The following is a 25,356-nucleotide window of genomic DNA, read 5'->3' on the forward strand; positions in this document are numbered from 1 at the left end:
CAAAAATGAATTGTAGTAATTTTATTAATTAGTTGTAGAGTTTCTTTGTTTTATTTAAATGGATTATTTTAAGTTAATGTGAGTAAGATTTGGTATATATGAAATGAGCTTCTTTTCATAAATCTAGGAATTATAAAAGGGGGAATAAATTTTTTGAGGAAATCATTTAATCAAAAAATAAAAAAATTAAGTAGTAGTTTTATAGTCGTGTTACTAATATGTATGAATTTTTTAATCCATTTACCAAATAAAGCAGAGGCAGCTACAACAGAATTAAAAGGTTTAGGTGATGTATCTTATTACAACGCAGTCATTTTTGGAGATCATAGTGCAACGAGTGCGGATATTGAAGGTGCGATGGCCATTCAAAAAAATATGAATGCATCAAGTTATACAGTCTTAGCAGCTGCAACTGGAGCGAATAATTTAGCTGGAGCGACATGGATAGATGAAGGATATCCATCATTATTACTAGGTGGTCAATTTACGAAAGCGGGAGCAGGACAAGTAATTATCCAAGATGGAACAGTGGCAATGACAAAAGATGGTGATCCAGAAGGCGCAATGAAAACATCATATGACCGCATCTCTTATAAAGAGCAAGCGGAGATTGATGCTAAGTTTAAAGAATTTAGAAAAGACGTTGATGGTGTAATTGGGGATGCGGGCCAATTACACACTGATAAGCCAACACTTAATATGAGCTTTGGAATCGGTGAAGATGTAAATAACCCTAATATTTATGTCTCTTCAGGCCAAACTGGAAAGAAAACATTTGATGTAAAAGACGTTTATCTTCCAAATGTAGAGAATAAAGACTTTATTGTTATTTATTCAGATGCAGAAGAAGTGAGTTTTGGTGGCGGTGCAATTTTGTATGATACAAGAAATACTGGGACGGCAACAGACTTAATTAATACATCTCAAGCATACGACCCTAATTCATCTTTTACTGAGTTAGCTAGTAAGGTAATTTGGGTGTTTCCTAATGCTACAAAGATAACAACTAAAGGTTATGGTGTAGTAGGTAGTGTGTTTGCACCTAATGCAGTTGTAGAGACAAAAGGTGGTTCTATTAATGGACAAGCCTATGTTGGAGGATTACATCAAAGAGATGGATTTGAGGTTCATAACTTTAAATTTAACTGGCCGAAATGGAATAAGCCAGCAGCTGAAAAAGGAAATTTACAAATTAAAAAAGTTGATGAAAACGATGAAAGCATTGTTTTAAAAGACGCAAAATTTGATGTTATAGACAAAGATAATAATGTTGTAGCTACTGTTACAACAAACGAAAAGGGTATTGCGGAAGTTAAAGATTTACCACTTGGTGACTATTTTGTAAAAGAAATTAGTGCACCAGAAGGATATATAAAAGTTGATACACCAGTCAAAGTAACAATTGATAATACAAACGTAATTGAACTTGTTATGAAGAATACGAAAAAAGTAGAGAATGGCCAATTTAAATTATTGAAAAAAGATAGTGAATCTGGTCAACTTTTACCAGGTGCAAAATTTGATGTTGTAGATAAAGATGGGAAAGTTGTGGAAACAATTATTACAGATGATAAAGGTGAAGCTTTATCGAAACAACTTCCAGTTGGAAGCTATACATTAAAAGAAGTAGAAGCACCGAAAGGATATGAATTATCATCTAGTTCAGTTTCTGTTGATGTAGAGACTAATAAAGTAGTGACTGTAGATGTGGTGAATAAAAAGATCCCCGAAAAAGTAACAGGTCAATTTGAAATCGTGAAAGTAGATGCGAATGATAAAACGAAAGTATTATCAGATGCAGAATTTGAAGTGTATAAAGACGGTAAGAAAGTAGATACGTTACGAACAGATAAAACAGGTAAAGTAATTTCTCAAAAATTAGAGCCAGGAAAGTACACATTAAAAGAAACGAAAGCACCACAAGGATATAAATTGTTAAAAGAAGAAATTGAAGTCGTTGTGGAAGCAAACAAAGTAGTACAAGTACAAGTAGAAAACGCAAAAGAACTAGGAAGCTTACAAGTAATCAAAAAGGATGCAGAGAGTGGAAAGGTTCTAGAAGGTGCAGAATTTAAATTAAAGAACGAAGCTGGTCAAGTAGTTGGAGAAGCGAAAACAACGAATAAAGATGGTGTTGTGAAGTTCGAAAACATAGTGCCAGGAAAATACACGTTAGAAGAAACGAAAGCACCGGAAGGCTACAAAGCGCTAGAAGTGACAGTAGAAGTAAATGTTGTAGCGAATGAAGTAGTAAAACAAGAAGTTACGAATGAAAAAGTAACAGGTCAATTCGAAATTGTGAAAGTAGATGCGAATGATAAAACGAAAGTATTATCAGGTGCAGAATTCGAAGTGTATAAAGATGGTAAAAAGGTAGCGGAACTGAAAACAGATGAGAGTGGAAAAGTGATGTCACCGAAATTACCATTAGGTGAATACACAGTGAAAGAGACGAAAGCACCAACGGGCTACAAGCTTTCAAATAAAGAATGGAAAGTAATAATTCAAAATGAGAAAGAAATAGTAAAAGTAGAGGCAGAAAACGAAAAAGTCTTAGGTTCTCTACAAATTATTAAGACGGATGATAAAGATCAAGCAAAACGTTTAGCAGGCGCAGAATTTACATTGAAAGATGCGAAAGGAAATGTTGTAAAAGAAGGAATTACAACAAATGAGTCTGGAACTGTAAAAGTAGACGGACTAGTGCCGGGGGAATATACGTTAGAAGAAACAAAAGCACCAGAAGGTTATGAGTTAACAAAACAAGTAATTCGTGTAACAGTTGACGGTGAAAAAGTTATTGATGTAAAAGTAACGAATAGTAAGAGCCTTGGTCAATTTGAAATTGTAAAAGTGGATGCAGAAGATAAAGCGAAAGTATTATCAGACGCAGAATTTGAAGTGTATAAAGACGGTAAAAAAGTAGAGACATTACGAACAGATAAAACAGGTAAAGTAATCTCTCAAAAATTAGAACCAGGAAAATACACATTGAAAGAAACGAAAGCACCACAAGGATATAAGTTGTTAAAAGAAGAAATTGAAGTCGTTGTGGAAGCAAATAAAGTAGTACAAGTAAAAATAGAAAATGCGAAAGAACTAGGAAGCTTACAAGTAATCAAAAAGGATGCAGAAAGTGGAAAAGTTCTAGCAGGCGCAGAATTTAAATTAAAGAATGAATCTGGTCAAGTAGTTGGAGAAGCGAAAACAACAGATAAAGATGGTGTTGTGAAATTCGAAAACGTAGTGCCAGGAAAATACACGTTAGAAGAAACGAAAGCGCCAGAAGGTTATAAAGCGCTAGAAGTGACAGTAGAAGTAAACATCGTAGCGAATGAAGTAGTAAAACAAGAAGTATTGAATGAAAAAGTGAAAGAAAAAGTAACAGGTCAAGTAGAAATTACAAAGGTAGATGCGAATGATACAAATAAAACATTAGCAGGCGCAGTTTTTGAAATTTTGAAAGACGGAACGAAAATAGACACATTAACAACAGATAAAAATGGTAAAGCAACTTCGAAGAAACTGGAACCAGGAGATTACATTTTAAAAGAAGTACAGGCTCCAGAAGGATACACTTTATCTAATAAGGAAATCAAGTTTACGATTTCTAATCAAAAAATTGAAGTTATAAAACTTCAAATTACAAATCAAAAAGAGCCAGGTGAAGAAACAGAAAAACCAGGTGGAGAAACAGAGAAACCGGGTGAAGAAACAGAAAAACCAGGCGAAGAAACAGAAAAACCAGGTGAAGAAACAGAGAAGCCGGGTGAAGAAACAGAGAAACCAGGCGAAGAAACAGAAAAACCAGGTGAAGAAACAGAGAAGCCGGGTGAAGAAACAGAGAAGCCAGGTAAAGAAACAGAGAAGCCAGGTGAAGAAACAGAGAAACCAGGTGGAGAGATAGAAAAACCAGGCGAAGAAACAGAAAAACCAGGTGAAGAGACAGGAAAACCGGGTGAAGAGACAGAAAAACCAGGTGAGGGAACAGAAAAGCCGGGCGAAGAAACAGAGAAACCAGGTGAAGGAACAGAGAAACCGGGTGAAGAAACAGAAAATCCGGGTGAAGAAACAGAAAAACCAGGTGAAGGAATGGAAAACGTAGATAAAGAAAAACCTAACTTACCAGAAAAAGAACAAGGCGCGTCTCATACGCAACGCCTTCCAGCCACAGGACATGATATGAATTATCTACCATTCATTGGTTTTGCTCTTGTTTTATTAGGAATACGTCTTAGATTTATGATAAAAAATAGCTAATAGTTTTATAAAAGGCATAAGAGAAATGTTATCTCTTATGCCTTTTAGTTTTTGGTTTAAGCTTCAATAACCTTAAGCATTCGATTTAAAAATGCGGCTGATTCAGCACGTGTTGCTGTGCCTTTTGGTACGAATTCATTCCGTTCGTTACCTTTTACAATTCCATATGCATAAACGTTTTGTAATGCTTTTTTATCGTATGTTAAGTTTTGGTCAGTGAATGGTAATTTCACTTCTTTTCTATAAATCCAGTTATATTCTAATGCACGGTCAATCATAATAACAGCTTCATCACGTGTTATTGTAGCATTGGGATCAAATTTATTATTCCCACGACCATTAATGATACCTGCGCTAGCGGCACGGTTAATTCCATCCACTAAAGATGGATGTGCCTCATTTAAGTCTGTAAATTTAGCGTTTCCAGCAGGTAATTTTAAAGCTCTTGACATTAAACTTGCAAACTCAGCTCGTGTGACAAGACGATTTGGCCAATAAGAACCATTGCCGTCACCGAACATGATTTTTCTAGCAGCTAACTGACGAATGTCTTGTTCATACCATCCACCTGTAATGTCGTCTTTTTCATGAGGAACTTCTGGCGGTGGAATAACATCTTTACGATGTTCATTATAGAAAGCATTCGTGCCCTTTAAGAAAGCATCCCATTGTCCGCGTTGAATCATAAATGCAGGGCAGTTTTTTCCGCTCCAAAATTGATGCTTTTGAACGTGATCTAGAGATATGTTTAATTCGTTCATTAAATAGGCTGCTAATTTCCGTGCGTTTTCTACCGCTTTAGCATAATTCCCATCACTGTTCACAGCAATTTCAATTCCGATAGATTCATAGTTTCCAGTCTTATTGCCAGCATGCCATCCAACTTCATTTAATGGAAGGTGTTGATAAATTTCTTTGTCATCTACTGTAAAATGCCAAGATGCTGAACGATCAGTATTTCCGCGGGCTTGACTATCTAGGTACTTCGCATGATTTAACGCGTTAGCACCTTTACTCGTATTAGCAGTTTCATGAATTGTAATGTATTTCGGTTCCATTGCGTAGCCAGGACGAATGTTTTCATTCCCTTTTGGAACGATCATTTCTTTAAATGTAACACCATAAACGTTATTTGTAGGCAAATTAGATGGTGTTTTGAAGAAAGTTACGCTTCTTTTTTCGATAGAACCTGTTTTTTCAAATAATGATGCTTTCGTACCTTCGAATGTAGCTGAAGGAGCATAAATCCATTTCTCAGTTCCGTTCAGTTGAATTTTAAACCAATTTCCAGCTTGTTCAGTAGGAGCTACTGTTTGTGGCTGTAATGTCGTTTCTTCTTTAAACGATTGGAAAGGGAATGAATATATTGATGTTTCATCTTTCACAATTAGTTTTTGATTTGAAAGTTTATGAATCTCTTGTATTTCTAAACTATTATTTTCTTTATTAACCCAACCAGAACCGGATGTAGTTTGTACGTAATATGTATTCCCTTTTTTCTTCGTTGCCTTTACTACTGGTTCAGTAATTTCAATATTTGTTTTGGTTTTTAAGTCGTTTGCATCGTATAGTGGAAGTTTTGTTGATAAGTGGAGAAGATATTCACCCGAGATTTCAAGGTCGTTTTCTTCATCATGTCTATGCTGCTTTGCATGTTCTTCAATACTTTTTAACGCTTGTTCATCAATAGACAATTCCGCAGTTTTCTCTATACTTTCTGCGAATGAATGGGTAGGTGCTACAAATGCTTGTAATGCCAAAGATAATGCTAAAATGTTGTAAAACTTTTTTTTCATAGTTGTTTTAACACGTGATAGTCTCTAAATGTCGTGTTAAGAGTCCTCCTTTAAGTGTATTTAATTTAGTAGCAAGTACTAATACGTTCTAGATTGTAACAAGAGTATATTACAATGTCTATACAACTGGAGAAAGTTCGTTAAAAATCAATATTCAGTTTGTTTTAAATAGGATATCTAAATAAGGTAAAACCTTCTGTATTGACCTACAAACGCCCTTCAAGTAAACTAAAGAGAGTTTGCAAATGAAAAGGTGATAATGTTGTTAATTTCAATTAAAACGTTACAAGATGATCGTTTTTTACGTCCGCTGCAAAATATTGGCGGCTTATTTTTTGAAGATAGTACGATTGGATTTGAACAAGAGGAAGCAAATCTTATCGTTGATATACACATTGAAGAGAATGTGAAAGCATCTGCTCGTTTAACAGATGTTGCTACTGGAAATGTGTATGAAGAAACATTCGCAAAAGATTTATCTGCTTTCACAGATGAAAAAGAGCGTATGAAGCAAGTGAAGCACGTTGTTTCTTATGTATATCTTTCTGTTCTTCAGCAGTTAACTGGTCTTGAACAAAGCTGGGGCATTTTAACAGGAGTTCGTCCGACAAAACTTCTTCATAAAATGCTTCAAAGTGGTATGTCAAAAGAAGAAGCACATCAAGAACTTCGTGAAAGCTATTTAATTCATGAAGAGAAAATTGAACTTCTTCAGCGTATTGTGGATTGCCAATTAGCGGTAGTTCCGGATTTATACCGTTTGAAAGAGGAAGTAAGTATTTATATCGGTATTCCATTCTGCCCAACAAAATGTGCATATTGTACATTCCCGGCGTATGCAATTAACGGACGCCAAGGTTCTGTTGATTCATTCTTAGGTGGTTTACATTATGAAGTTCGCGAAATTGGTAAGTTTTTAAAAGAAAAAGGTGTAACAGTTACGACGATTTATTACGGCGGAGGTACACCGACAAGTATTACAGCAGAAGAGATGGATATGCTGTATGAAGAAATGTATGAAGCGTTCCCAGATGTGAAAAATGTGCGTGAAGTAACAGTTGAGGCAGGTCGCCCAGATACAATTACGCCAGCTAAGCTAGAAGTGTTAAATAAATGGAATATTGACCGCATTAGTATTAATCCGCAGTCATACCATCAAGAGACACTAAAAGCAATTGGACGTCATCATACTGTAGAAGAAACAATTGAGAAGTATCACTTAGCTCGTGAAATGGGAATGAACAATATTAATATGGACTTAATTATTGGTCTTCCTGGTGAAGGGCTAGATATTTTCAAACATACGTTAGATGAAACAGAAAAGTTAATGCCAGAATCGTTAACAGTTCATACGTTATCATTTAAACGTGCTTCTGAAATGACGCAAAACAAACGTAAATATAAAGTAGCTGGTCGCGAAGAAATTACAGCGATGATGCATGAAGCAGAAGAGTGGACGCAAAAGCATAATTACGTACCATATTACCTATATCGTCAAAAGAATATTTTAGGTAACTTAGAGAACGTTGGTTATGCAATGCCGACGCAAGAAAGTATTTACAACATTGTTATTATGGAAGAAGTTCAATCGATTATCGGACTTGGCTGTGGTGCATCAAGTAAATTTGTTCATCCGAAGACAGGTGCAATTACGCACTTCGCAAATCCGAAAGATCCAAAATCATATAACGATGGCTTCGTAAAATATACAGAAGATAAACTGAAAATTTTAGAAGAGCTATTTGTATAAGAAGAAAGAGGTTGTTCCGATTTGGAACAGCCTCTTTTTTATTCCGCTATTTGTGGGAGTTGTGGTCGATACATTTCAAGTTGTGATCGATATATTCGGAAAACCGCTGATGTAATTTCACTTACCGATAAGCGGAACCGTTTGTAAAACTATGTCGATAATAATCAGAAAAATTAGTCAAATCATTAGAGGACAATGTCTACTTATGGACGAAATGATAGATTTATGAAAGAGAAAAGGGGGAAATTGTTGGCATGTACATGACGATAGGGAGAATATTTGATTTAGCGGTTGGTAAGTATCCGAATAAAGAGGCGTTAGTAGAGCCAGAAAAAAATATTTGCTGGACATATAAACAGTGGGATGAGCAAATAAATAAAACGGCGCAAGCTCTGTTGAAAGAAGGGGTAAGAAAGGGAGATACTGTATCTGTCTACTTATATAATTGCCGTGAATTTGTAAACGTTTACTTAGCTTGTGCGAAAATTGGGGCAATCTTTAACCCGATTAACTTCCGTTTAAAAGCAAAAGAACTATCGTATATCCTTCAAGATGCAGCCTCGAAAGTAGTGGTCTTTGAAAAAGCAGTTGAATCAACTGTTGCTATCATTGAGCGAGATTTTCCAAATTCGTCTTTTTGGTATGTAGAAGACGATACACCTTCCTATGCTAGTTCTTACCATGAAAAAGTGAATGCAGCATCAGCTGAAAAAGTAGATATTGAAGTCGATGAAATGGATTTTTGTTCTATGTTATATACGAGCGGTACGACTGGTCATCCGAAAGGCGTACTACATCGCCATCGTGATATGGCTGAGCATAGTATGATTTGTACGTATTTCTTAAAATATAATAGAGATAGTGCCGGACTTGTTGTAGCACCTTTATATCATTGCGGCGAGTTAAATGCTGGAATCATTCCGCGTATTCAAGTTGGCGGAAAGAATGTTATTTTGCATCATTTTGATACGGATAGAGTATTACATACGATTCAAGAAGAGAAGATTACGACGTTTTTTGCAGCACCGACGATGTGGAATATGTTACTGCAAAAAGATTTAACACAGTACGATTTAACGTCGATGAAGATTGGTATATATGGTGGAGCGGCGATGGCGCCAGCATTAGTAAAGGAATGTAAAGAACGTCTTTATATTGATCTTGTACAAATTTATGGAATGACAGAAATGGGACCAGTTGTTGCATTTCTCGTAGAAGAGGATCAAATTACGAAAGCTGGTTCAGCGGGAACACCATGCTTTAGTCATGAAATTCGAATTGTAAAGCCAAGCGAAGATGCACCGGCAGAGCCAGATGATGTATTGCCTCCGTATGAAGTAGGAGAGATTATTTTGCGTGGCCCAACTATGATGGCCGGTTATCATAACCGAGAAGAAGCAAATGCAAAATCGATGTATAAAGGATGGTATCATTCTGGTGATTTAGGCTACTTCGATAAAGACGGTTATTTATTCGTCGCAGATCGTGTGGATGATATGGTAATTAGCGGAGGCGTTAATATTTATCCACGTGAAATTGAAGATTTCCTTCATAGTCATCCTGGTGTATTAGATGTTGCGGTGCTTGGTGAGCCAGATGAATTATGGGGAGAACGTGTTGTGGCTGTTGTTGTAAAGAAAGATGAAGCGATTACAGAAGAGGATTTAGAAATATATTGTAAAGAAAGTGATGAATTAGCAGATTATAAACGTCCACGTCATTACTTATTTGTGGATGAACTGCCTCGTAATGCGAGTGGAAAATTACAAAAATTTGTCCTGAGAGAGTCGTTGAAAGGCGCAAAACAATAGGGAGTAGAACAGTCGTCTATACAAATAAAGCTATCTTTTTTAATAAGAAAAGATAGCTTTATTTTTTTGAAAACGATTGAAAAAATGGTGTGTATTTTCTATTTACACTCTCTTTTATTATTATGTAAAAATACTTTTTAATGGATTACATTTTGCTTATAAATGTATGTAATCCGCTTTAAATAAGGGTTTTGTGAACTTTTCAGGTGGATTGTATAGATGTTGAAATAATAAATGTAGTAAGAGTAGAATAAAGTGATTAGAGGAGAATTATTGCTGAAAGATAAAGAAAGTCAGTCGTCAGATGACCGTATGAATAAAATGGTCATTTAGTATATTTTGGTAGCATGAATATAGTAACAAATTAATATGTAAATGAACAGTCTTGTAATGTGTTTTTATTAGGAATAGTATTTATTGTTGGCTGCCCGAAAAAAGTAGGAATGAACATAATATAGTGAATGAATTGTATTGTTTATTACTTTATGTTGTAGAACTAACGATGGTTTGATGCTGCAAATAATCTTTAGTCTGTACCCCCTTAGTTTAAGGGGTATTTTGGGTGGAATGGATCTCACGATTACAAGTTTAACAATGAATATTGGAGGCTTTATGAGTACATATTTAAAAAGAATATCTGTAATTTGTTTTATTTTTACTGTTTTTATTGGACAAGTTTTTACGCCTATCGTAGGGCATGCTCAAGAATTAAATGCAACAGGATTTGTTGATAGTTTTGCATTTGAAAAGACGAAATTAAGTTATGGAGAAAAGACTACGATACATGTAAACTTTAGTGAAAAACCCGGAAAGAAGATGAAGTCTGGGGATACATTAACGTTAGCACTTCCTCCAGAATTAAAAGGTTATAGTGGCACAATTGCGTTAAAGGATGAGGCAGGGCGTGTTTTTGGCACGTGCCAAATTAATACAAATAATGTAGTTTGTACATTTAATGATACGGTAGAGAAGCTTGAGAATATTAGAGGGAACTTTAATTTCACTGTTCAAGGTACGAATGTTGAAGCAGGAAAGACGAAAGATGTACAAACGAATTTAGGGACAGATTTAGAAAAACAAATGGTAAGTATTACGCATCCAAAAGGAGAGGGTACAGAACCGGGGATCTTTTTCTATAAGTCTGGTGATATTCAGCCAGACAAAAGTAATGAAGTGCGCTGGTTTTTAAATATAAATTTAAAGAAACAATATTTACATGACAATATCGTTTTAAAAGATACATTACAAGAAGGACAAACGCTAAATAAAGATAGTTTTACTATTACTATCAATAATAAAGAGTATTTGTCTCTCGAGCAATTTCAACAGCGAGGTTATGGATATATTAAGTTTACTAGCGATAATTCATTTGAAGTTGTAGTTTATAGAAATATGGGGAACGCCACTTCGTTTACTATTGCCTATACATCAACTATAACTGAGAGTGGGAAAAAGTTAGAGTTTCTACAAAATGACTATAAACTTGACTATCAAATTTTATATGAGAAGCCTACTTCTGAATCTAATAGTGTAAAGGTTGAAAATATATCATTTGGCGGCGGGGCTGAAGGGGTTTTACCTGCGAAAGGAACGTTGCAAATTGTTAAGCATATTGAAGGAAACGAAGGGAAAGTGATCCCAGGTGTTTCTTTTAAATTATTTACAGAGTCAGGTCAGCAAATTGGTGATTCCTATACAACAAATCAAGACGGAATAGTTGAAGCGCCAAACCTTGCTCCAGGTAATTACTATGTGCAAGAAATTGCTGCTCCGAACTACGTAGAATTTGATCCGAAAGCAAAAATTTCTTTTACAATTAAGCAGGATGCTACAAACGGAATAAAACTTATGGTTCCAAATAAGTTAAAAACTACATCTGTTGCAGGAACGAAAACGTGGGAAGGCGATAAAGTAAACGATCGTCCAAAAATGATTAAAGTAGATTTACTGCAAGATGGTAAAGTCATTGCAACGAAAGAAGTTATGGCAGCAAATGGTTGGAAATATGAGTTTGGAAAGTTACCGGCAGTTGATAACGAAGGAAAAGCTCATACGTATGAAGTGAAAGAACAGCCAGTATCAGGATATCAATCGAAAGTTAATGGATATGATATTACAAATATAAAAATCTACGAAGTAACAGAAGTAGAAGAACAAGGTAAAGAAGAATCGATAGAAGAACTGGAAGCTCAAACTAACCCAGAAACACCAAAAGTAACAGAAGAGCCGAAAGAGCTAGAGAAGCCAGAAGTTACGGAGAAACCGGAAATTCATGTAACACCAGAAGAAGAAAAAGCCGAAGAAGAAACAACAGAAGAAATAAAAGAAGAAAAACCGGAAGAACCGAAAGTAACAGAAGAGCCGAAAGAGCTAGAGAAGCCAGAAGTTACGGAGAAGCCGGAAATTCATGTAAAACCAGAAGAAGAATCAACTCAAGAAGAAACAACAGAAGAAATAAAAGAAGAAAAACCGGAAGAACCGAAAGTAACAGAAGAGCCGAAAGAGCTAGAGAAGCCAGAAGTTACGGAGAAACCGGAAATTCATGTAAAACCAGAAGAAGAATCAACTCAAGAAGAAACAACAGAAGAAATAAAAGAAGAAAAACCGGAAGAACCGAAAGTAACAGAAGAGCCGAAAGAGTTAGAGAAGCCAGAAGTTACGGAGAAGCCGGAAATTCATGTAAAACCAGAAGAAGAGCAAATTGAAGAAGAAACAATAGAAGAAATAAAAGAAGAGAAACCGGAAACACCAAAGGTAACAGAAGAGCCGAAAGAGCTGGAGAAGCCAGAAGTTACGGAGAAGCCGGAAATTCATGTAAAACCAGAAGAAGAAAAAGTTGAAGAAGAAACAATAGAAGAAATAAAAGAAGAAAAACCGGAAGAACCGAAAGTAACAGAAGAGCCGAAAGAGCTAGAGAAGCCAGAAGTTACGGAGAAGCCGGAAATTCATGTAAAACCAGAAGAAGAGCAAGTTGAAGAAGAAACAATAGAAGAAATAAAAGAAGAAAAACCGGAAGAGCCAAAGGTGACAGAAGAGCCGAAAGAGCTAGAGAAGCCAGAGGTAAAAGAAAAACCGGAAATTTTAGTAACACCAAAAGAAGAAGAAACTAAAGAAGAAACAATAGAAGAAATAAAAGAAGAAAAACCGGAAACACCAAAAGTGACAGAAGAGCCGAAAGAGCTAGAGAAACCAGAAGTTACTGAGAAACCGGAAATTCTAGTAACACCAAAAGAAGAGCAAACTAAAGAAGAAACAACAGAAGTGTTAAACAAACAAAGTGTACAAGAAAAAGTAGAGGTACAAAACAAGCAAGAGGTACACAGTAAAGCAGAAGTGCAAAAAAAATCTGAGGTATCACCGAGTGAAGAAAATAATAAGAAATCAAAACTTCTTCCTCAAACAGGTGGAGCATCAACAGAAGCTACTTCTGTTATGGCAGGTATGTTCTTATTACTTTTCGGAGCGATGTTGTTTAGACGTCAGAAAAACTAATGAACATGAGAGTTCGTTTGGAAACAAAATGCATGTGAAAAAAGCGGAGACTATAGGTCGCCGCTTTTTTATTTTCGTACTTAGTTAAGCTAAATTTTATTGTTTTAATTGATACGCTTTAAAATCAAATGCTTTATGTTTTTACGAAATCGGGCGATTAGCGTAATGATAATCATACCGAAGAGAATTTTCCATATGTGTTGCCCAAGTATTTGGAAGATCTCTTCTAAATTTTCACCTAACCAATAACCACCGATCAAGAAGAAGGATACCCAAAATAGAGCACCTGAATAAATTGTCATCGCAAAGCGGCGAAATGGTAAGTTGATAATTCCTGCAAAGTACCCTGTGAAATGACGGACACCTGGGATGAAAAAGGCGATAAAGATTAGAAAGTAGCCGTATTTATCGAACCACATTTTTGTTAAATTAATTTTCTTTTGAGTTAAAAATACATATTTCCCATACTTCTGAATGAAGGGCATGCCTAGTTTATTTCCTACAAAGTATTGGAAGGTCATACCTACACTTGTCCCAATAAAAGATAACATAATTAAAATTGGTAGACTTAAATCTCCTTGGTGTGATAAAAATCCTGCATAGGCTAATGTAGGCTCCCCTGGAAACGGAAGCGCAATATATTCTAAAAGTAAACCGACAAGTACTACATAATACCCATATTGCTGAAATAATTCATGAATCCATTCCATGTTGTGCGCTCCTTTTTAAGTGAGTTTTCTCTATTTAAATCGACTTGAACGAATAATAGCGTTCATACTTAATATAGCTCTTTGCTAAGTAGCAAAGAGCATGGGATTGTACATATTACTATGAGTTAAAGTTATAGCGATACAAAAACACATTGAAATCTTCTTCTTTTGGTCCAAAATCAACTGCTTTTTCTTGTATACGCTGGAAGTTTTGTCTGTCATAAAATGCATAGTTGCATGCGTTATCTGTATATAAATATAAAGATGTTACCTCTTCTTTTTTCATGTATTGGAACAAATCGTTTAATAAATATTTTCCAACACCAAGACCTCTCGATTCTTCAGAAACGATAAATAATTGTATACAGCCTTGAAATTGATCTTCTTTTCCTTGTATGAGTTCTTTATATGTTTTTTTTACTTGTATAAATGCTTTTAAGAATTCCTTATTCTCTTTATTCGTTAGGAATAGTTTCAGCGTGTTATAGGAAAAGCTAACGGTGTTATGAAATCTCTTTAAACGGTTTTTATCTTTTTCAGAATCGCCTAAAATAACGCCGATCACTTTATTATCTTTTTCAGCTACTTTACTGAAGGAACTTCCTAAAATACAACTGTGTAGATAAAAATTTAATACTGAGTTTAAGAAATTTTTATCTGTAATGAATTCATTAAATCCAAATGCTTCACCGATTAAATGTTTTATAGGCTCATAGTCTTCCTTAACAAGACTTCTATATTGTACTGTGTTCATAATTTTATACTCCCTTTATTAATGTAAATGACTTATTATAAATAATAAGGTCTCCTCTAAGGGGAGAGTCAATGGTTATATGCGAAAAAATATAAGGGAAGAGATGCAAATGAAAAAAATGTTTTCTATTGGAGAAGTTGCAAAAATAAAGGATATTACGATAAAAGCGCTAAGATACTATCATAAGATGGGGATTCTTATTCCAAAACATGTTGATGAATCAACGGGGTATAGATATTATTCTATAGATCAATTTATTCACATTGATATTATAAAAAGCTGTCGAGAGTTGAACACGAGCATAGTAGAGCTGCAAGAGATTTTTAAGGAACGTAATACGGATAAATTGCTACGATTTTTACAAGTGAAGAGAGAAGAAGCGGAAGAGCATATAAAGAAAATGAAAGAGGTAATGGAAACGATTGATGACTTACATGCGAAAGTAGTGAGTTCACAGGAAATATTAAAGAATGATGAAATCTCTATTGAATTTTTTGAACAGCGTTATGTCGTTGTTGCGCCTTGTAAAGAAGTAGGGAGTTTACAGGAGTTACTGTATTATTCCGATTTAGAGAAAATCGTGCAAGATTATGAAGCGAAAATGGAAATGGAGATGGGGATTCTTTACAACGTAAATGCAAATTGGGATGTAGAACCGAAGTATGTTTTTAATAAAGTACGAGATGATGTACATATGGAAGAGATGCAAAATATAAAAGTATTACCGGGCGGGAAATATATAACGTTAGCGTATAGTAAAGAAAATGAGGAAGAACGTCGAAATACCATAATTAAATACATAAAAGAAAATAATATAGAAGTAGAGAGTTTTATTGAAGTGGAGTTAGTTAGTGATGTTTTCAATACGGAGACGTATAGTTGTCAAATTCAAATTTTGATAGGGGATAGTAAGAATAAGAAGTTTTGATGCTATAAATAAATTTAAATACATCGACTTAACTGGATCGCCTACTTATTAATAAGAGAGACCATCCCAAAAAATGGGACGGCCTCCTTAGATCGTATTATTTACGTGAAAATCCTTCTTCATCAAGGTATTCAGCAGCTTCTGGATAAGAGTTGAATGTACCGTCTAAGTTTACACCAGCGTACACGTTCCACATATCATCCTCTTGAATAAGAGTTAGGATGTGGCCGTCTTCGTTCTTCCATTCTTCTTCTGCAGCAGGTTCCATTGATGTAACAATTTCTTCTGGCTCCTGTGATAGACGTTCAATTACTTTTTCAATTAATGAACGCAGTTCTTCTTCTGAAAACTCACGGATGTTAATCATGCCTTTATCATCTGTTTTATAACCTTTAATGAAGTTTGCATATACAAAGCCGTTTCCATTTGGATGTAAATGATATACAACGTTCTTTTTATCTAAACGACTTTCTTCAAAGTGAAAGTTCACACGTTTTAATGATACGTTCTTTCTTTCTAATTCTGGGAAAGATTCAATAATCGATAATTTTTCTTCAAAAGTTAGCATAGTGCCTCCAAATATATAATAAAAGATTTAATTTATCTATTATAGCATAGTTATAATAGTTTCCAAAGATGCGGCGTGAGCTTACAATTGAATGCGTTTACGTCACGATACTGTAAAAAGTGGGCTAACGAATGTATTCTTTTAGGTGTACAATGGAAAATGGACTTTATATGAAGGTGGTTATTATATGTTTCAAAAAATAGCAAAGGAATGTTTAGCAGGTTTTACTGTTGCGATTGTTGCGTTGCCACTTGCCATTGCATTTGGTATTGCTGCAACGGGAACGTCAGAGGGAGCACTAGTCGGATTGTATGGTGCGATTTTTGCAGGTTTATTTGCGGCTTTATTTGGTGGGACGCCGGGGCAGGTTACGGGGCCAACTGGGCCGATTACGGTTATTGCGACAGGTGTTATTGCGACGCACGGGTTAGAGGCGAGTTTTATAGCCTTTATGATGGCGGGACTGTTTCAAATTTTATTCGGTGTATGTAAGCTTGGCTCTTACGTGCGATATATTCCGTATCCTGTCGTTTCAGGATTTATGAATGGTATCGCATTAATTATTATTTTAGGTGAAATAAAGCATGTGCAAAATAGTTTTCTACTCGTAGTATTAACGATTATTGTAATGATTGTTTCTGGAAAATGGATTAAGGCTATTCCATCTAGTTTAGTTGCATTAGTTGGTGTGACGGCTTTGCTTCCTTTATTTTCTTCTGCGTTAGAAGGGCTTACAGTGAAGTTGCCGATTATCGGAAACTTGTCATTAAATAAGGTGATTGAAAAGATTGGGACGATTCCAGAAGCGATGCCGACGCTTCATATTCCATCTTTAAGTGGAACAGGCATCGCAGAACTTATTTTACCAGCGCTTAGTATTGCTTTATTAGGATCGATTGACTCGTTATTAACATCGGTCGTAATGGATAATGTGACGGGTACACGTCATAAAAGTAATAAAGAACTGGTCGGACAAGGTATCGGTAATATGGTAAGCGGGTTGTTTGGCGGATTAGCAGGGGCAGGTGCGACTGTACGATCTATCGTTAATATAAGAAGCGGTGGTAAAACGGCGCTTTCGGCATGTATGCATAGTGTTATATTATTTATTTTCATTATGGGACTTGGATCGGTCGTACAATACATTCCGCTTGCTGTATTGTCAGGTATTTTAATTTTAACTGGTATTGGCATGTTTGATTGGGAAAGCATGAAGAAAATGAATGTAGCACCAAAAGGTGATGTCATTGTTATGCTTGTAACGATGATTGTCACAGTGAAGTTTGATTTAATGATCGCTGTTGCATTCGGTATTATTCTTTCGTTCATTATATACATGGTGAAATGTAAAGAACGTAAAGCTTCTATTGTAAAAGAAAAGGAAGCGACGTATAAAATTAAAGGTCCACTTTCTTTCCTAACAGTGGATCGTGTTTTTCAGACTTTACAAGACGTAAAGTCTCCGGTTGTTTTACGTATGAAAGATGTGCGCTATATGGATGTATCAGGAGCGATGGCATTGTTAAACTTTGTTGAGCAATCGGATAAAGCGGGCGCGAGTGTGACGCTGGAACATGTACACCCGCATGTTGAAAAGACGATAGTGACGTTGGCGAATGATGAGCAAAAAGATAAATTACAGTTTGTAAAAGCTGAGGCTATATAAGGAAATGCCCTCGTATGAGGGTGTTTTTTTTATTGTATTTAATATCACTATATAGAGATATTTTACGATTATTGACATTTATTAATCTTAGCAGTATAGTAACATCTTAGATTAGCAATATGCTATTATAAGAAGGTATATGAATTTTGAGATTCCTTTATATTCAGAAGGAAGAGCTTTAAGCTGGAGGGAATATTTGATGTACAAACAGTTACCACATGGAGTGAAGATCGGGATTACACGATCAATTGTTGTTTCTTTTGAGAAGTATATGAAAGAAATTGAATGGAATGAAGAAAAATTTGATATGCAGCAATTTGTTGAACAGTGGAAACAATATTTATACACAAAATCAACTTGGATTAATAAAGTAGACGAAGAGTTGAAAGGACATCCAGATTTCCATCAAGCATTAGCGATGAAAGTGAATGAAAAAATTAACGAGTTTATTAATGAAAAACCGAGCGAAGAGCAAGTAGAGCATTTAAAGAGGCATGAAATGCAACACGCAGATGAAATGTGCAAATTAGAAGCTGAATATCATATTGAACGTTTATTAGTAACGAAGTAAATTTTACATAAAGAATAAGCCTGTCCAAGGAGGTGTGATGACCATCTTTTTGAACAGGCTTTTTGTATGAAAAAGAATAAGAGGGGCTGCTTTGGAAGCAGCCTCTCTTATTAGTCTTGTGGTACAAACGCTTTCCAAGAAGATAGATCCATATCTTCTTTTAATATAGATGAAGCAGGGAAGACAAATGACCACGGTTTTGTAGTGTTCGCTTTAATTTCAAGATTCGGTAATGTGAAAGCACCTTTCACAACAACTGCACCAGAAGCATCTTCAATATGAAGAGGAAGCTGCTCTAGTTGAATGTTGTCTTTGCAACCGTTACGAATAAGAAGCGTTGTATGTAAATCACCGTTTTCTTTTCTTGCAGCTTGCAGACCTAGGAAGTTAATTTCACCATCATTTGGAGGTGTTAAATTGTCTACAAAATTACGTAAAGCTTCTTTGCTTGCTTCAGGTAACTGAGCTTCCCAAGATGGGTCTAAATCTAATGCATGCTTACTTTCAAGTTCAAACGCTAATTCCCAATCTGTTTGCGATAGTTCGGCATCTGTAATTGTTTCTTGCTCAAATGTAAAGATGAATGGCATATTTACATTTGCAGGAATATCTCCTAATGCAGAAAGGTTAAATGTTTTGCGGGCACATAGTTTCTTCTCTTTATTTAGAAGGATTAATGTAACCTCTTCGAAAGAAATTGGTTTCGGAACAGTGCTACGAATAAATACAGCTACGTCATAACCATTATCACGTTTTTCAATCTCAATTCCAGATAAAGAAATTTGATATTCTTGTAAACGTGTTAGTTCTTTATGTAAAAATTGATAAATGTATTTTTGTTCTTGTGCTACTGCACCCCAGCTTGGGTGGAAGTAAAGCGTTGGTTTTACAGTTTTATTTTCAGTATTTGTTTCTTCTTGTCCGAATAATTGATTACTAGAGACAGTCGTATCTTTTCCACTTTTCTTAGCTCTTTTTAGGAATGATAACATTATCTTTCACCTCGTTATTGTACGTTTTCAGGAACACCTAAATGTCTTGCAACATAGCGGCACATTTCTTTTTCGAAATTACCATATGTGTATAAAAAGATATCTAAACCTTCTTTTTGATACAGACGAGTAGGGTCTTCTTGTTGATATTGTCTTAGCCCGATGCCTTCTTTTAGGTGGGTCATTGCATCTAAGTGATTTACCCAGTTCTGATCTAGGAAATGAAGGGCAACATATCGTAGCGACTGCTGTAAATCAGTATGGCTATTTAGTTCATTTACCCGCTCTTTATAAAGAGATAATGTTTCTTTCAAAACGGATTGTAAATCTTCCGGTGAATGTACATTATTCGCTGATAGTGATGGCATATTTGTTACTGGTAAAATTTCGTTTATATTTTCTGTTAAACGAGCGAAATCCCATTCTTCCGGAAGCATACCTTCTAAAAGATGTTGCTTAGAAATGGCTTCTACAGCATGATCAATCATTGGAATAATGATTTCAATCATATTTATATCTTCTTGTAACAAGTTATTACGTAATTTATAAATAACGTTACGTTGGTCATTTATTACATCATCTAACTTTAAATTGTACTCGCGCATTGTGAAATGGCTACCTTCACAAATTAATTGTGTACGGTTCACGAAGTCATGAACTTTAGAAGTTAGAATAAGTCCTGTTTCATCTGACTTCAGTGATTTATTTAATTTCTCCATTTCTTCATGTGCGAAACGTTTTAGCATTTCATCTTCTAAAGAAAGGAAGAACTGAGAGCTACCTGGATCTCCTTGACGACCAGCACGACCTTTTAATTGATTGTCAACGCGTCTTGATTCATGGCGTTCTGTCCCGATCACATGTAATCCACCAATCTCATGGACACCCTCACCTAGTAAAATATCAGTACCTCGTCCGGCCATATTCGTCGCAATTGTAATTTGTCCTTTTTGTCCAGCTGTTGCGATTAAATCCGCCTCTTGTTCTGCGCTTTTTGCATTTAATAATTGATATGTAATATGCGCTTCATCTAAGTAACGAGCAACGGTTTCTGATTGTAAAATAGACATTGTCCCAATTAAAATCGGGCGTCCTTGTTTATTGTGTTTTAGAACATCTTCACGTACAGCTTTATATTTAGCATCGGCTGTTACGTACACGACGTCATTTTTGTCTTCACGAATGATAGGACGGTTTGTCGGAATCGGCATAACTTCCATGTTATATACACGGTTAAATTCTTTTTCTTCTGTTTTTGCTGTACCTGTCATACCAGATAATGCTGGATACATACGGAAGAAGTTTTGAATTGTAATGGACGCTTGTGTTTGGTTTTCTTCAGTGATTTCTAAACCTTCTTTCGCTTCAAGAGCTTGGTGTAAACCATCACTTAAAGAGCGACCATCCATAACGCGTCCTGTGAAAATATCTACAAGTAGAATTTTTTCATCATGTACAATATAGTCAACATCACATTGGAAAGCGACATGAGCTCGTAATGCTTGAATCATATAATGATATAAAGTTTGATGTTCTAAATCATATAGGTTATCGATATCAAATAAATCTTCTGTTTTTGTAATACCGTCTTCTGTAAAACTAGCAGATTTCGTTTCTGCATCGTACGTGTAATGAAGAGTATCCTGGAATGACTTAATAACTTTTGCACATAAATAGTGTAAATCAGAGCTGCTTGATTTCTTACCAGCGATAATAAGAGGCGTCTTCGCTTCATCAATTAAAACGCTATCAATCTCATCGATAATAGCAAAATGATAGGGACGTTGTACCTGCTCATTTTTTGAAGAGGCCATATTATCACGTAGATAGTCAAAGCCAAATTCTGTTCCAATACCATATGTAATATCAGCTTCGTAAGCAAGTTTCTTTTCGACAGGATCGATTTGAGGAATATTCAATCCAACCTTTAAGCCTAGAAATTCATGAACTTGGCCAATTAATTCTTTATCTCGTTTTGCTAAATAGTCGTTTACAGTAATAACGTGAACGCCTTTTCCTTCAAGAGCACGTACGTATGTTGGAAGAGAAGAAACTAATGTTTTTCCTTCGCCAGTTGGCATCTCTGCAATATTAGCTTCTAATAGTACAAGGCCACCAATTAACTGCACATCGTAGTGACGTAATCCAAGTACACGCTTTGCAGCTTCACGTACAACAGCAAACGCTTCTACTTTTATATCATCCACTGTTTTTCCATCGTGTAGCATGTTTTTAAATGTGATAGTTTTATGACGTAAGTCTTCATCAGATAAATCAGATAGTTTTTCTTCTAGATTATTAATTTCTTGAACAAGTTGTTCATATTTTTTTAGTTTTCTCTTTTGAGAATCTCCTAACAGCTTTTTTACCGAATTCAGCATGTTGTAAACACTCCTCTTACTGACAATAGCTACATTATAGCACATGTCTATCCTGAATAAGTAGAAGTAGTAAATTGAAGAAAAAACTGGATAAAAATAAGGTGTTATTACATATGATATATTTAAAAGCCGTAAAGAAAGAGAGTATTCAATGTATAATAAATTTGGTATGATAGCTAAATGAGATAAAGTGAAATTTTTCTAAAAAGAGAAGAATATAGTTATCTCGTTTTATGATGTAATATGTATGGAAATTATATATTGAAAGAAAAGAGCTAGAAGATGAATAATAAGTTTGTGAAAGGCGCTGCGATTTTAACGATTACAACGTTTCTATCGAAAGTGTTGGGAAGTTTTTTTCAAATCCCATTACAAAATATAGCAGGAGATGAAGTGCTTGGGATTTTCCGCCTTGTTTTTCCTGTATATATGATAGCTTTAACTTTATCAGTAGCGGGAGTACCGCTAGCTATATCACAGTTAATCGCTGAACTTCATGAGAAGAATGATAAAGATGGGATTGCAAAACTATTTACGTCAGCATCTATTATTGGAGTAATATTTGGGGTGCTTGGATTCTCGGTTATTATGATTGGATCAAGTATGTTTGCAAATATGCTTGGTGGACAAGATACGAGACTCCCATTAATTGTCACTTCGTTTGCTTTATTAATCGCACCATATATGGCGGTATATCGAGGGTATTTCCAAGGTTTTGGAGATATGATTCCTACCGGGGTTTCACAAGTAATTGAGCAGTTCATTCGTGTTTTCTTTATGTTAGCAATTGCATTCTTATTCGTATCTTGGAATAAAGATAGTGATGTTATAACAGGCGGTGCAATGATTGGTTCTTGCCTTGGGGTAATTATGTCACTTATTTATTTGAGATTGAAGTATGTAAAAAGTATATATCGTTATAAAAGTAATACATATTCACTGCAAGACTTTAAAAAAAATGCAAAAAAAATACTTCGGGTCTCGATTCCAATTGCGATTGGAGCATTATCGATGCCGTTGTTAAATTTAGTTGATTCTGTAACGATTCCACATATGTTGCATGAATCCACTACAACGATTCAAGAACAATTTGGTATATATAGTCGTGGCTTTGCATTTACACAATTAATTGTCGTGTTTGCAAGCGCGATGGTATTTCCGTTAATCCCGTTGTTAACTGCTGCATTAACAAAGAAAGATATAGCGTTAGCAAAACACACAATTGAACGAACAAATGAGCTTGCTCATGTTTTAACAACGCCGATAACAATCTGGCTCATGGCACTTACAGTCCCGTTAAATGTGGGGTTGTTTACAGATGCTAAAGGGAGCGGCATGTTAGCTATTTTAATTGGTAGTTCGTATTTCACATCACTTATGGTATTATCAATAGGAATTTTGCAAGGAATTAACCGTTCTAAGCAAGCGGCGTGGATAGTTGTTGGAGCGAGTTTTGTAAAAGTCATATTAAATATAGTACTCGTAAGTCAATTTGGCATAACTGGTGCGGCTTATAGTACACTTATCATATATATCATGATTTGTATCGTAAATTATATATACATTCGAAAAGAATTGGCTTATTCGATTCGCATGGGGAGATTTTTTGCTGTAATTGGAGTATCTAGTATAGTAGGTATAGGATTATATTTCACATCTACTGTAATAAATGTGGTAGATTCTAGACTTATTGCAGTAATATATAGTGGTTTAGCATTTTGTGTAGCCTTTTTCATATATGGCATATGCGCATTAAAGTTGAACTGGATATCCAAAAAGCAAATTCCATTTTTACGTAAGTAAATTTGTCTATAAATGAGTAGGGCTATTTATATGTTTGTGAAAGAAATCAATTTGAAGTTATCCAACTTTTCTTATTAAAGAGTTGATAGCAATTTGTTGAATGACAAAAAGTTGATTGCGAAATGTTGGAGGAGATTAAGAGTGCGGTTAGTTTTATCAGGATATTATGGTTTTTATAATGTTGGGGACGAAGCAATTTTGCAATCAATTATTAAAGCGCTACATGAAGAGGATCCTACTCTTGAGCTTGTTGTACTTTCGAATGACCCCGACTATACAAGAAAAATGTACGGTGTAGAGGCAGTAAATCGCTGGGATATAAGAGCAATTTATAAGGAAATAAAGAAAAGTAACGGTTTAATTAGCGGAGGGGGAAGTCTCCTTCAAGATAAAACGAGTATTAAAAGCATTTTGTACTATACAGGTATTATGCGGATTGCTCGTTTTTTGAAGAAGCCGTATTATATTTATGCGCAAGGAATTGGTCCAATTACGAAAAGACAAAATCGTTTATTAGTGAAATGGCAAGTATCAAAAGCGGCATATATATCAGTTCGTGATGAAGATTCATTTTTGTATTTAAAAGAAATGGGTATTAAGAAAGAGATCGAACTAGTTCCAGATCCAGTATTGGCATGTCAACCAGAAGGAATGAAGTCGGAGTGGCTTCAAAAACATTCGATTCAAGGGAAAGTAATTGCAGTTAGTGTGAGGTATTGGGACGCGAAAGAAGATTATATGAAGAAGCTAGCAGATACGCTGAAAAAATTTAAGCGTGAAGGATATCATATTTTATTCGTACCAATGCATGGACCATTTGATCAAAATGCATCACGCGATATTATTAACTTAATGGGAGAAGAAGCTCATATGCTTCCGTATAAGCTGGATATCCATGAGAAAATTTCAATTTTGTCGGAATGTTCGCTTCTAATAGGTATGAGACTTCATGCGCTTATATTATCAGCGGTTGCTAATATTCCTATGGTCGGTATTTCATATGATCCAAAGATCGATTCATTTTTACAACAAGTAAATCAGCCGATTATCGGAAACGTAGATGGTGACTGGACGGCTGAAACTTTGTATAACGTGGCAACGAAACAACTAGAACAAAAAGAATATGTACAAGCAACATTGGAACAAAGAGTAGAAGAATTGCGAGAACAAATTTCAACAGCGTCTCGCTACATCATAAGTGACTTGAATTCAAAAGAGTTCGAAAAAAGAGGAATGTAATCTTAATTTAAGAGGACATCCTCTTTTTTTATTTTTTGAAAAAAAGAAAATGTCGAAAGAAAAGGAACATTTGTAGAAGAATGTCGAATCTTACAAGTGATTTGAAACTTATGCTCATAAAAAAAGAAGTTTGAGAGATAAGATATATGTTTAATAATCCTAACATTCGTATATAGGGAATGTTAGGATTTGGTGTTTTACTTGGTAAATTATAAGAAAATAGGTTTGGTAATTTTGAAAAATGAGAAGGTAAGAAAATTGTCGAATTATATAAAAATAAGCTGTCGATTAATGTCGTAATATCTCTATAGTTAAATATTGAAATTGGAAACGTTTTTCTGTTATAGTTGTAAATGGTTATAAGAAGATTGTTAAAAATGTAATTCTGACGCGTTTTCCGTTCATTTAAAATATTCTGATTTTATAATCTGGATGCTTTAAAATAAAAGTCGAAAAAATGATCGTTCAGAATTTCGAAAATTCACTTTTTTGTCGAATTTGAGATTTTAAATTGGATGAAAAGAGTGTATGATTTCTTTATGATTCCGTAATACAGGATATTCTATTATTCTGTACAAAGAATACTTTAACCACATTTATATCTACTAGTTTCAAAAATAAATAGAATATCTATT

At 35.1% G+C, this 25,356-nt stretch carries 15 protein-coding genes; 9 read left to right on the forward strand and 6 right to left on the reverse strand.

All coding sequences use genetic code 11. The features are described 5' to 3' along the window. The first annotated feature begins 153 nt into the window (after window positions 1-153). Window positions 154-4,260: a SpaA isopeptide-forming pilin-related protein gene (locus J0835_RS04685; RefSeq protein ID WP_140386678.1), complete on the forward strand. Its 4,107-nt coding sequence runs from the start codon at window positions 154-156 to the stop codon at window positions 4,258-4,260. Window positions 4,261-4,316: 56 nt separating this feature from the next. Here J0835_RS04685 and J0835_RS04690 read toward each other — a convergent pair whose 3' ends face one another. After that, window positions 4,317-6,056, reverse strand: coding sequence for an S-layer homology domain-containing protein (locus tag J0835_RS04690; RefSeq protein ID WP_140386679.1), 1,740 nt, complete (start codon window positions 6,054-6,056; stop codon window positions 4,317-4,319). Window positions 6,057-6,315: 259 nt separating this feature from the next. Between J0835_RS04690 and J0835_RS04695 the strand changes: the two genes are divergently transcribed. The 3 genes from J0835_RS04695 (at window position 6,316) to J0835_RS04705 (ending at window position 13,109) form a co-directional block, all read left to right on the forward strand. Then, window positions 6,316-7,806, forward strand: a complete 1,491-nt coding sequence (locus tag J0835_RS04695; RefSeq protein ID WP_002007015.1) for a coproporphyrinogen III oxidase — start codon at window positions 6,316-6,318, stop codon at window positions 7,804-7,806. Window positions 7,807-8,060: 254 nt separating this feature from the next. Beyond that, window positions 8,061-9,617, forward strand: coding sequence for a fatty acid--CoA ligase (locus J0835_RS04700; protein WP_087979582.1), 1,557 nt, complete (start codon window positions 8,061-8,063; stop codon window positions 9,615-9,617). A gap of 612 nt (window positions 9,618-10,229) precedes the next feature. Continuing rightward, complete coding sequence (locus J0835_RS04705) at window positions 10,230-13,109, forward strand: Cna B-type domain-containing protein (protein WP_144537690.1); 2,880 nt, start codon at window positions 10,230-10,232, stop codon at window positions 13,107-13,109. Window positions 13,110-13,213: 104 nt separating this feature from the next. Here J0835_RS04705 and J0835_RS04710 read toward each other — a convergent pair whose 3' ends face one another. Then, on the reverse strand, window positions 13,214-13,819 hold the full coding sequence (locus tag J0835_RS04710; protein WP_087979587.1) for a DedA family protein: 606 nt from the start codon (window positions 13,817-13,819) through the stop codon (window positions 13,214-13,216). A gap of 118 nt (window positions 13,820-13,937) precedes the next feature. Continuing rightward, window positions 13,938-14,573: a GNAT family N-acetyltransferase gene (locus tag J0835_RS04715; protein ID WP_087979588.1), complete on the reverse strand. Its 636-nt coding sequence runs from the start codon at window positions 14,571-14,573 to the stop codon at window positions 13,938-13,940. A gap of 79 nt (window positions 14,574-14,652) precedes the next feature. On the opposite strand from J0835_RS04715, the gene J0835_RS04720 reads away from it, so the two are divergent. Then, complete coding sequence (locus tag J0835_RS04720; protein WP_087979589.1) at window positions 14,653-15,501, forward strand: MerR family transcriptional regulator; 849 nt, start codon at window positions 14,653-14,655, stop codon at window positions 15,499-15,501. 97 nt (window positions 15,502-15,598) lie between these two features. On the opposite strand, the gene J0835_RS04725 is transcribed toward J0835_RS04720, so the two are convergent. Further along, a complete protein-coding gene (locus J0835_RS04725; protein WP_087979590.1) occupies window positions 15,599-16,069 on the reverse strand; it encodes a hypothetical protein in 471 nt (156 codons plus the stop codon). 145 nt (window positions 16,070-16,214) lie between these two features. Here J0835_RS04725 and J0835_RS04730 point away from each other — a divergent pair, with 145 nt between their 5' ends. Next, window positions 16,215-17,735 (forward strand): SulP family inorganic anion transporter, encoded by a 1,521-nt coding sequence (locus J0835_RS04730; protein ID WP_140386682.1) that lies wholly within the window; start codon window positions 16,215-16,217, stop codon window positions 17,733-17,735. A gap of 199 nt (window positions 17,736-17,934) precedes the next feature. Beyond that, window positions 17,935-18,306 carry a hypothetical protein gene (locus J0835_RS04735; RefSeq protein ID WP_064473720.1) on the forward strand — a complete coding sequence of 124 codons (372 nt, stop codon included), beginning with the start codon at window positions 17,935-17,937 and terminating at the stop codon, window positions 18,304-18,306. 110 nt (window positions 18,307-18,416) lie between these two features. Here J0835_RS04735 and J0835_RS04740 read toward each other — a convergent pair whose 3' ends face one another. Then, window positions 18,417-19,298, reverse strand: coding sequence for an accessory Sec system S-layer assembly protein (locus J0835_RS04740; protein ID WP_087979592.1), 882 nt, complete (start codon window positions 19,296-19,298; stop codon window positions 18,417-18,419). Window positions 19,299-19,312: 14 nt separating this feature from the next. Then, the gene (gene secA2, locus J0835_RS04745; RefSeq protein ID WP_087979593.1) at window positions 19,313-21,679 is read right to left on the reverse strand and encodes an accessory Sec system translocase SecA2; all 2,367 of its coding nucleotides are present in this window, start codon (window positions 21,677-21,679) and stop codon (window positions 19,313-19,315) included. Window positions 21,680-21,961: 282 nt separating this feature from the next. Between secA2 and J0835_RS04750 the strand changes: the two genes are divergently transcribed. Continuing rightward, on the forward strand, window positions 21,962-23,482 hold the full coding sequence (locus J0835_RS04750; protein WP_087979594.1) for a putative polysaccharide biosynthesis protein: 1,521 nt from the start codon (window positions 21,962-21,964) through the stop codon (window positions 23,480-23,482). Window positions 23,483-23,623: 141 nt separating this feature from the next. After that, window positions 23,624-24,721 (forward strand): polysaccharide pyruvyl transferase CsaB, encoded by a 1,098-nt coding sequence (gene csaB, locus J0835_RS04755; protein ID WP_087979595.1) that lies wholly within the window; start codon window positions 23,624-23,626, stop codon window positions 24,719-24,721. Window positions 24,722-25,356 lie beyond the last annotated feature (635 nt).

Source organism: Bacillus cereus group sp. Sample62 (genome assembly GCF_036851315.1).
In the GTDB taxonomy this organism is placed as follows: domain Bacteria; phylum Bacillota; class Bacilli; order Bacillales; family Bacillaceae_G; genus Bacillus_A; species Bacillus_A wiedmannii.

Excerpts from the sequence above, each read along its gene's own strand:
- J0835_RS04690 (WP_140386679.1), bottom strand. The coding sequence starts at position 6,056 with ATGAAAAAAAAGTTTTACAACATTTTAGCATTATCTTTGGCATTACAA.
- J0835_RS04695 (WP_002007015.1), top strand. The coding sequence starts at position 6,316 with ATGTTGTTAATTTCAATTAAAACGTTACAAGATGATCGTTTTTTACGT.
- J0835_RS04700 (WP_087979582.1), top strand. The coding sequence starts at position 8,061 with ATGTACATGACGATAGGGAGAATATTTGATTTAGCGGTTGGTAAGTAT.
- J0835_RS04705 (WP_144537690.1), top strand. The coding sequence starts at position 10,230 with ATGAGTACATATTTAAAAAGAATATCTGTAATTTGTTTTATTTTTACT.
- J0835_RS04710 (WP_087979587.1), bottom strand. The coding sequence starts at position 13,819 with ATGGAATGGATTCATGAATTATTTCAGCAATATGGGTATTATGTAGTA.
- J0835_RS04715 (WP_087979588.1), bottom strand. The coding sequence starts at position 14,573 with ATGAACACAGTACAATATAGAAGTCTTGTTAAGGAAGACTATGAGCCT.
- J0835_RS04720 (WP_087979589.1), top strand. The coding sequence starts at position 14,653 with ATGCGAAAAAATATAAGGGAAGAGATGCAAATGAAAAAAATGTTTTCT.
- J0835_RS04725 (WP_087979590.1), bottom strand. The coding sequence starts at position 16,069 with ATGCTAACTTTTGAAGAAAAATTATCGATTATTGAATCTTTCCCAGAA.
- J0835_RS04735 (WP_064473720.1), top strand. The coding sequence starts at position 17,935 with ATGTACAAACAGTTACCACATGGAGTGAAGATCGGGATTACACGATCA.
- J0835_RS04740 (WP_087979592.1), bottom strand. The coding sequence starts at position 19,298 with ATGTTATCATTCCTAAAAAGAGCTAAGAAAAGTGGAAAAGATACGACT.
- secA2 (WP_087979593.1), bottom strand. The coding sequence starts at position 21,679 with ATGCTGAATTCGGTAAAAAAGCTGTTAGGAGATTCTCAAAAGAGAAAA.
- J0835_RS04750 (WP_087979594.1), top strand. The coding sequence starts at position 21,962 with ATGAATAATAAGTTTGTGAAAGGCGCTGCGATTTTAACGATTACAACG.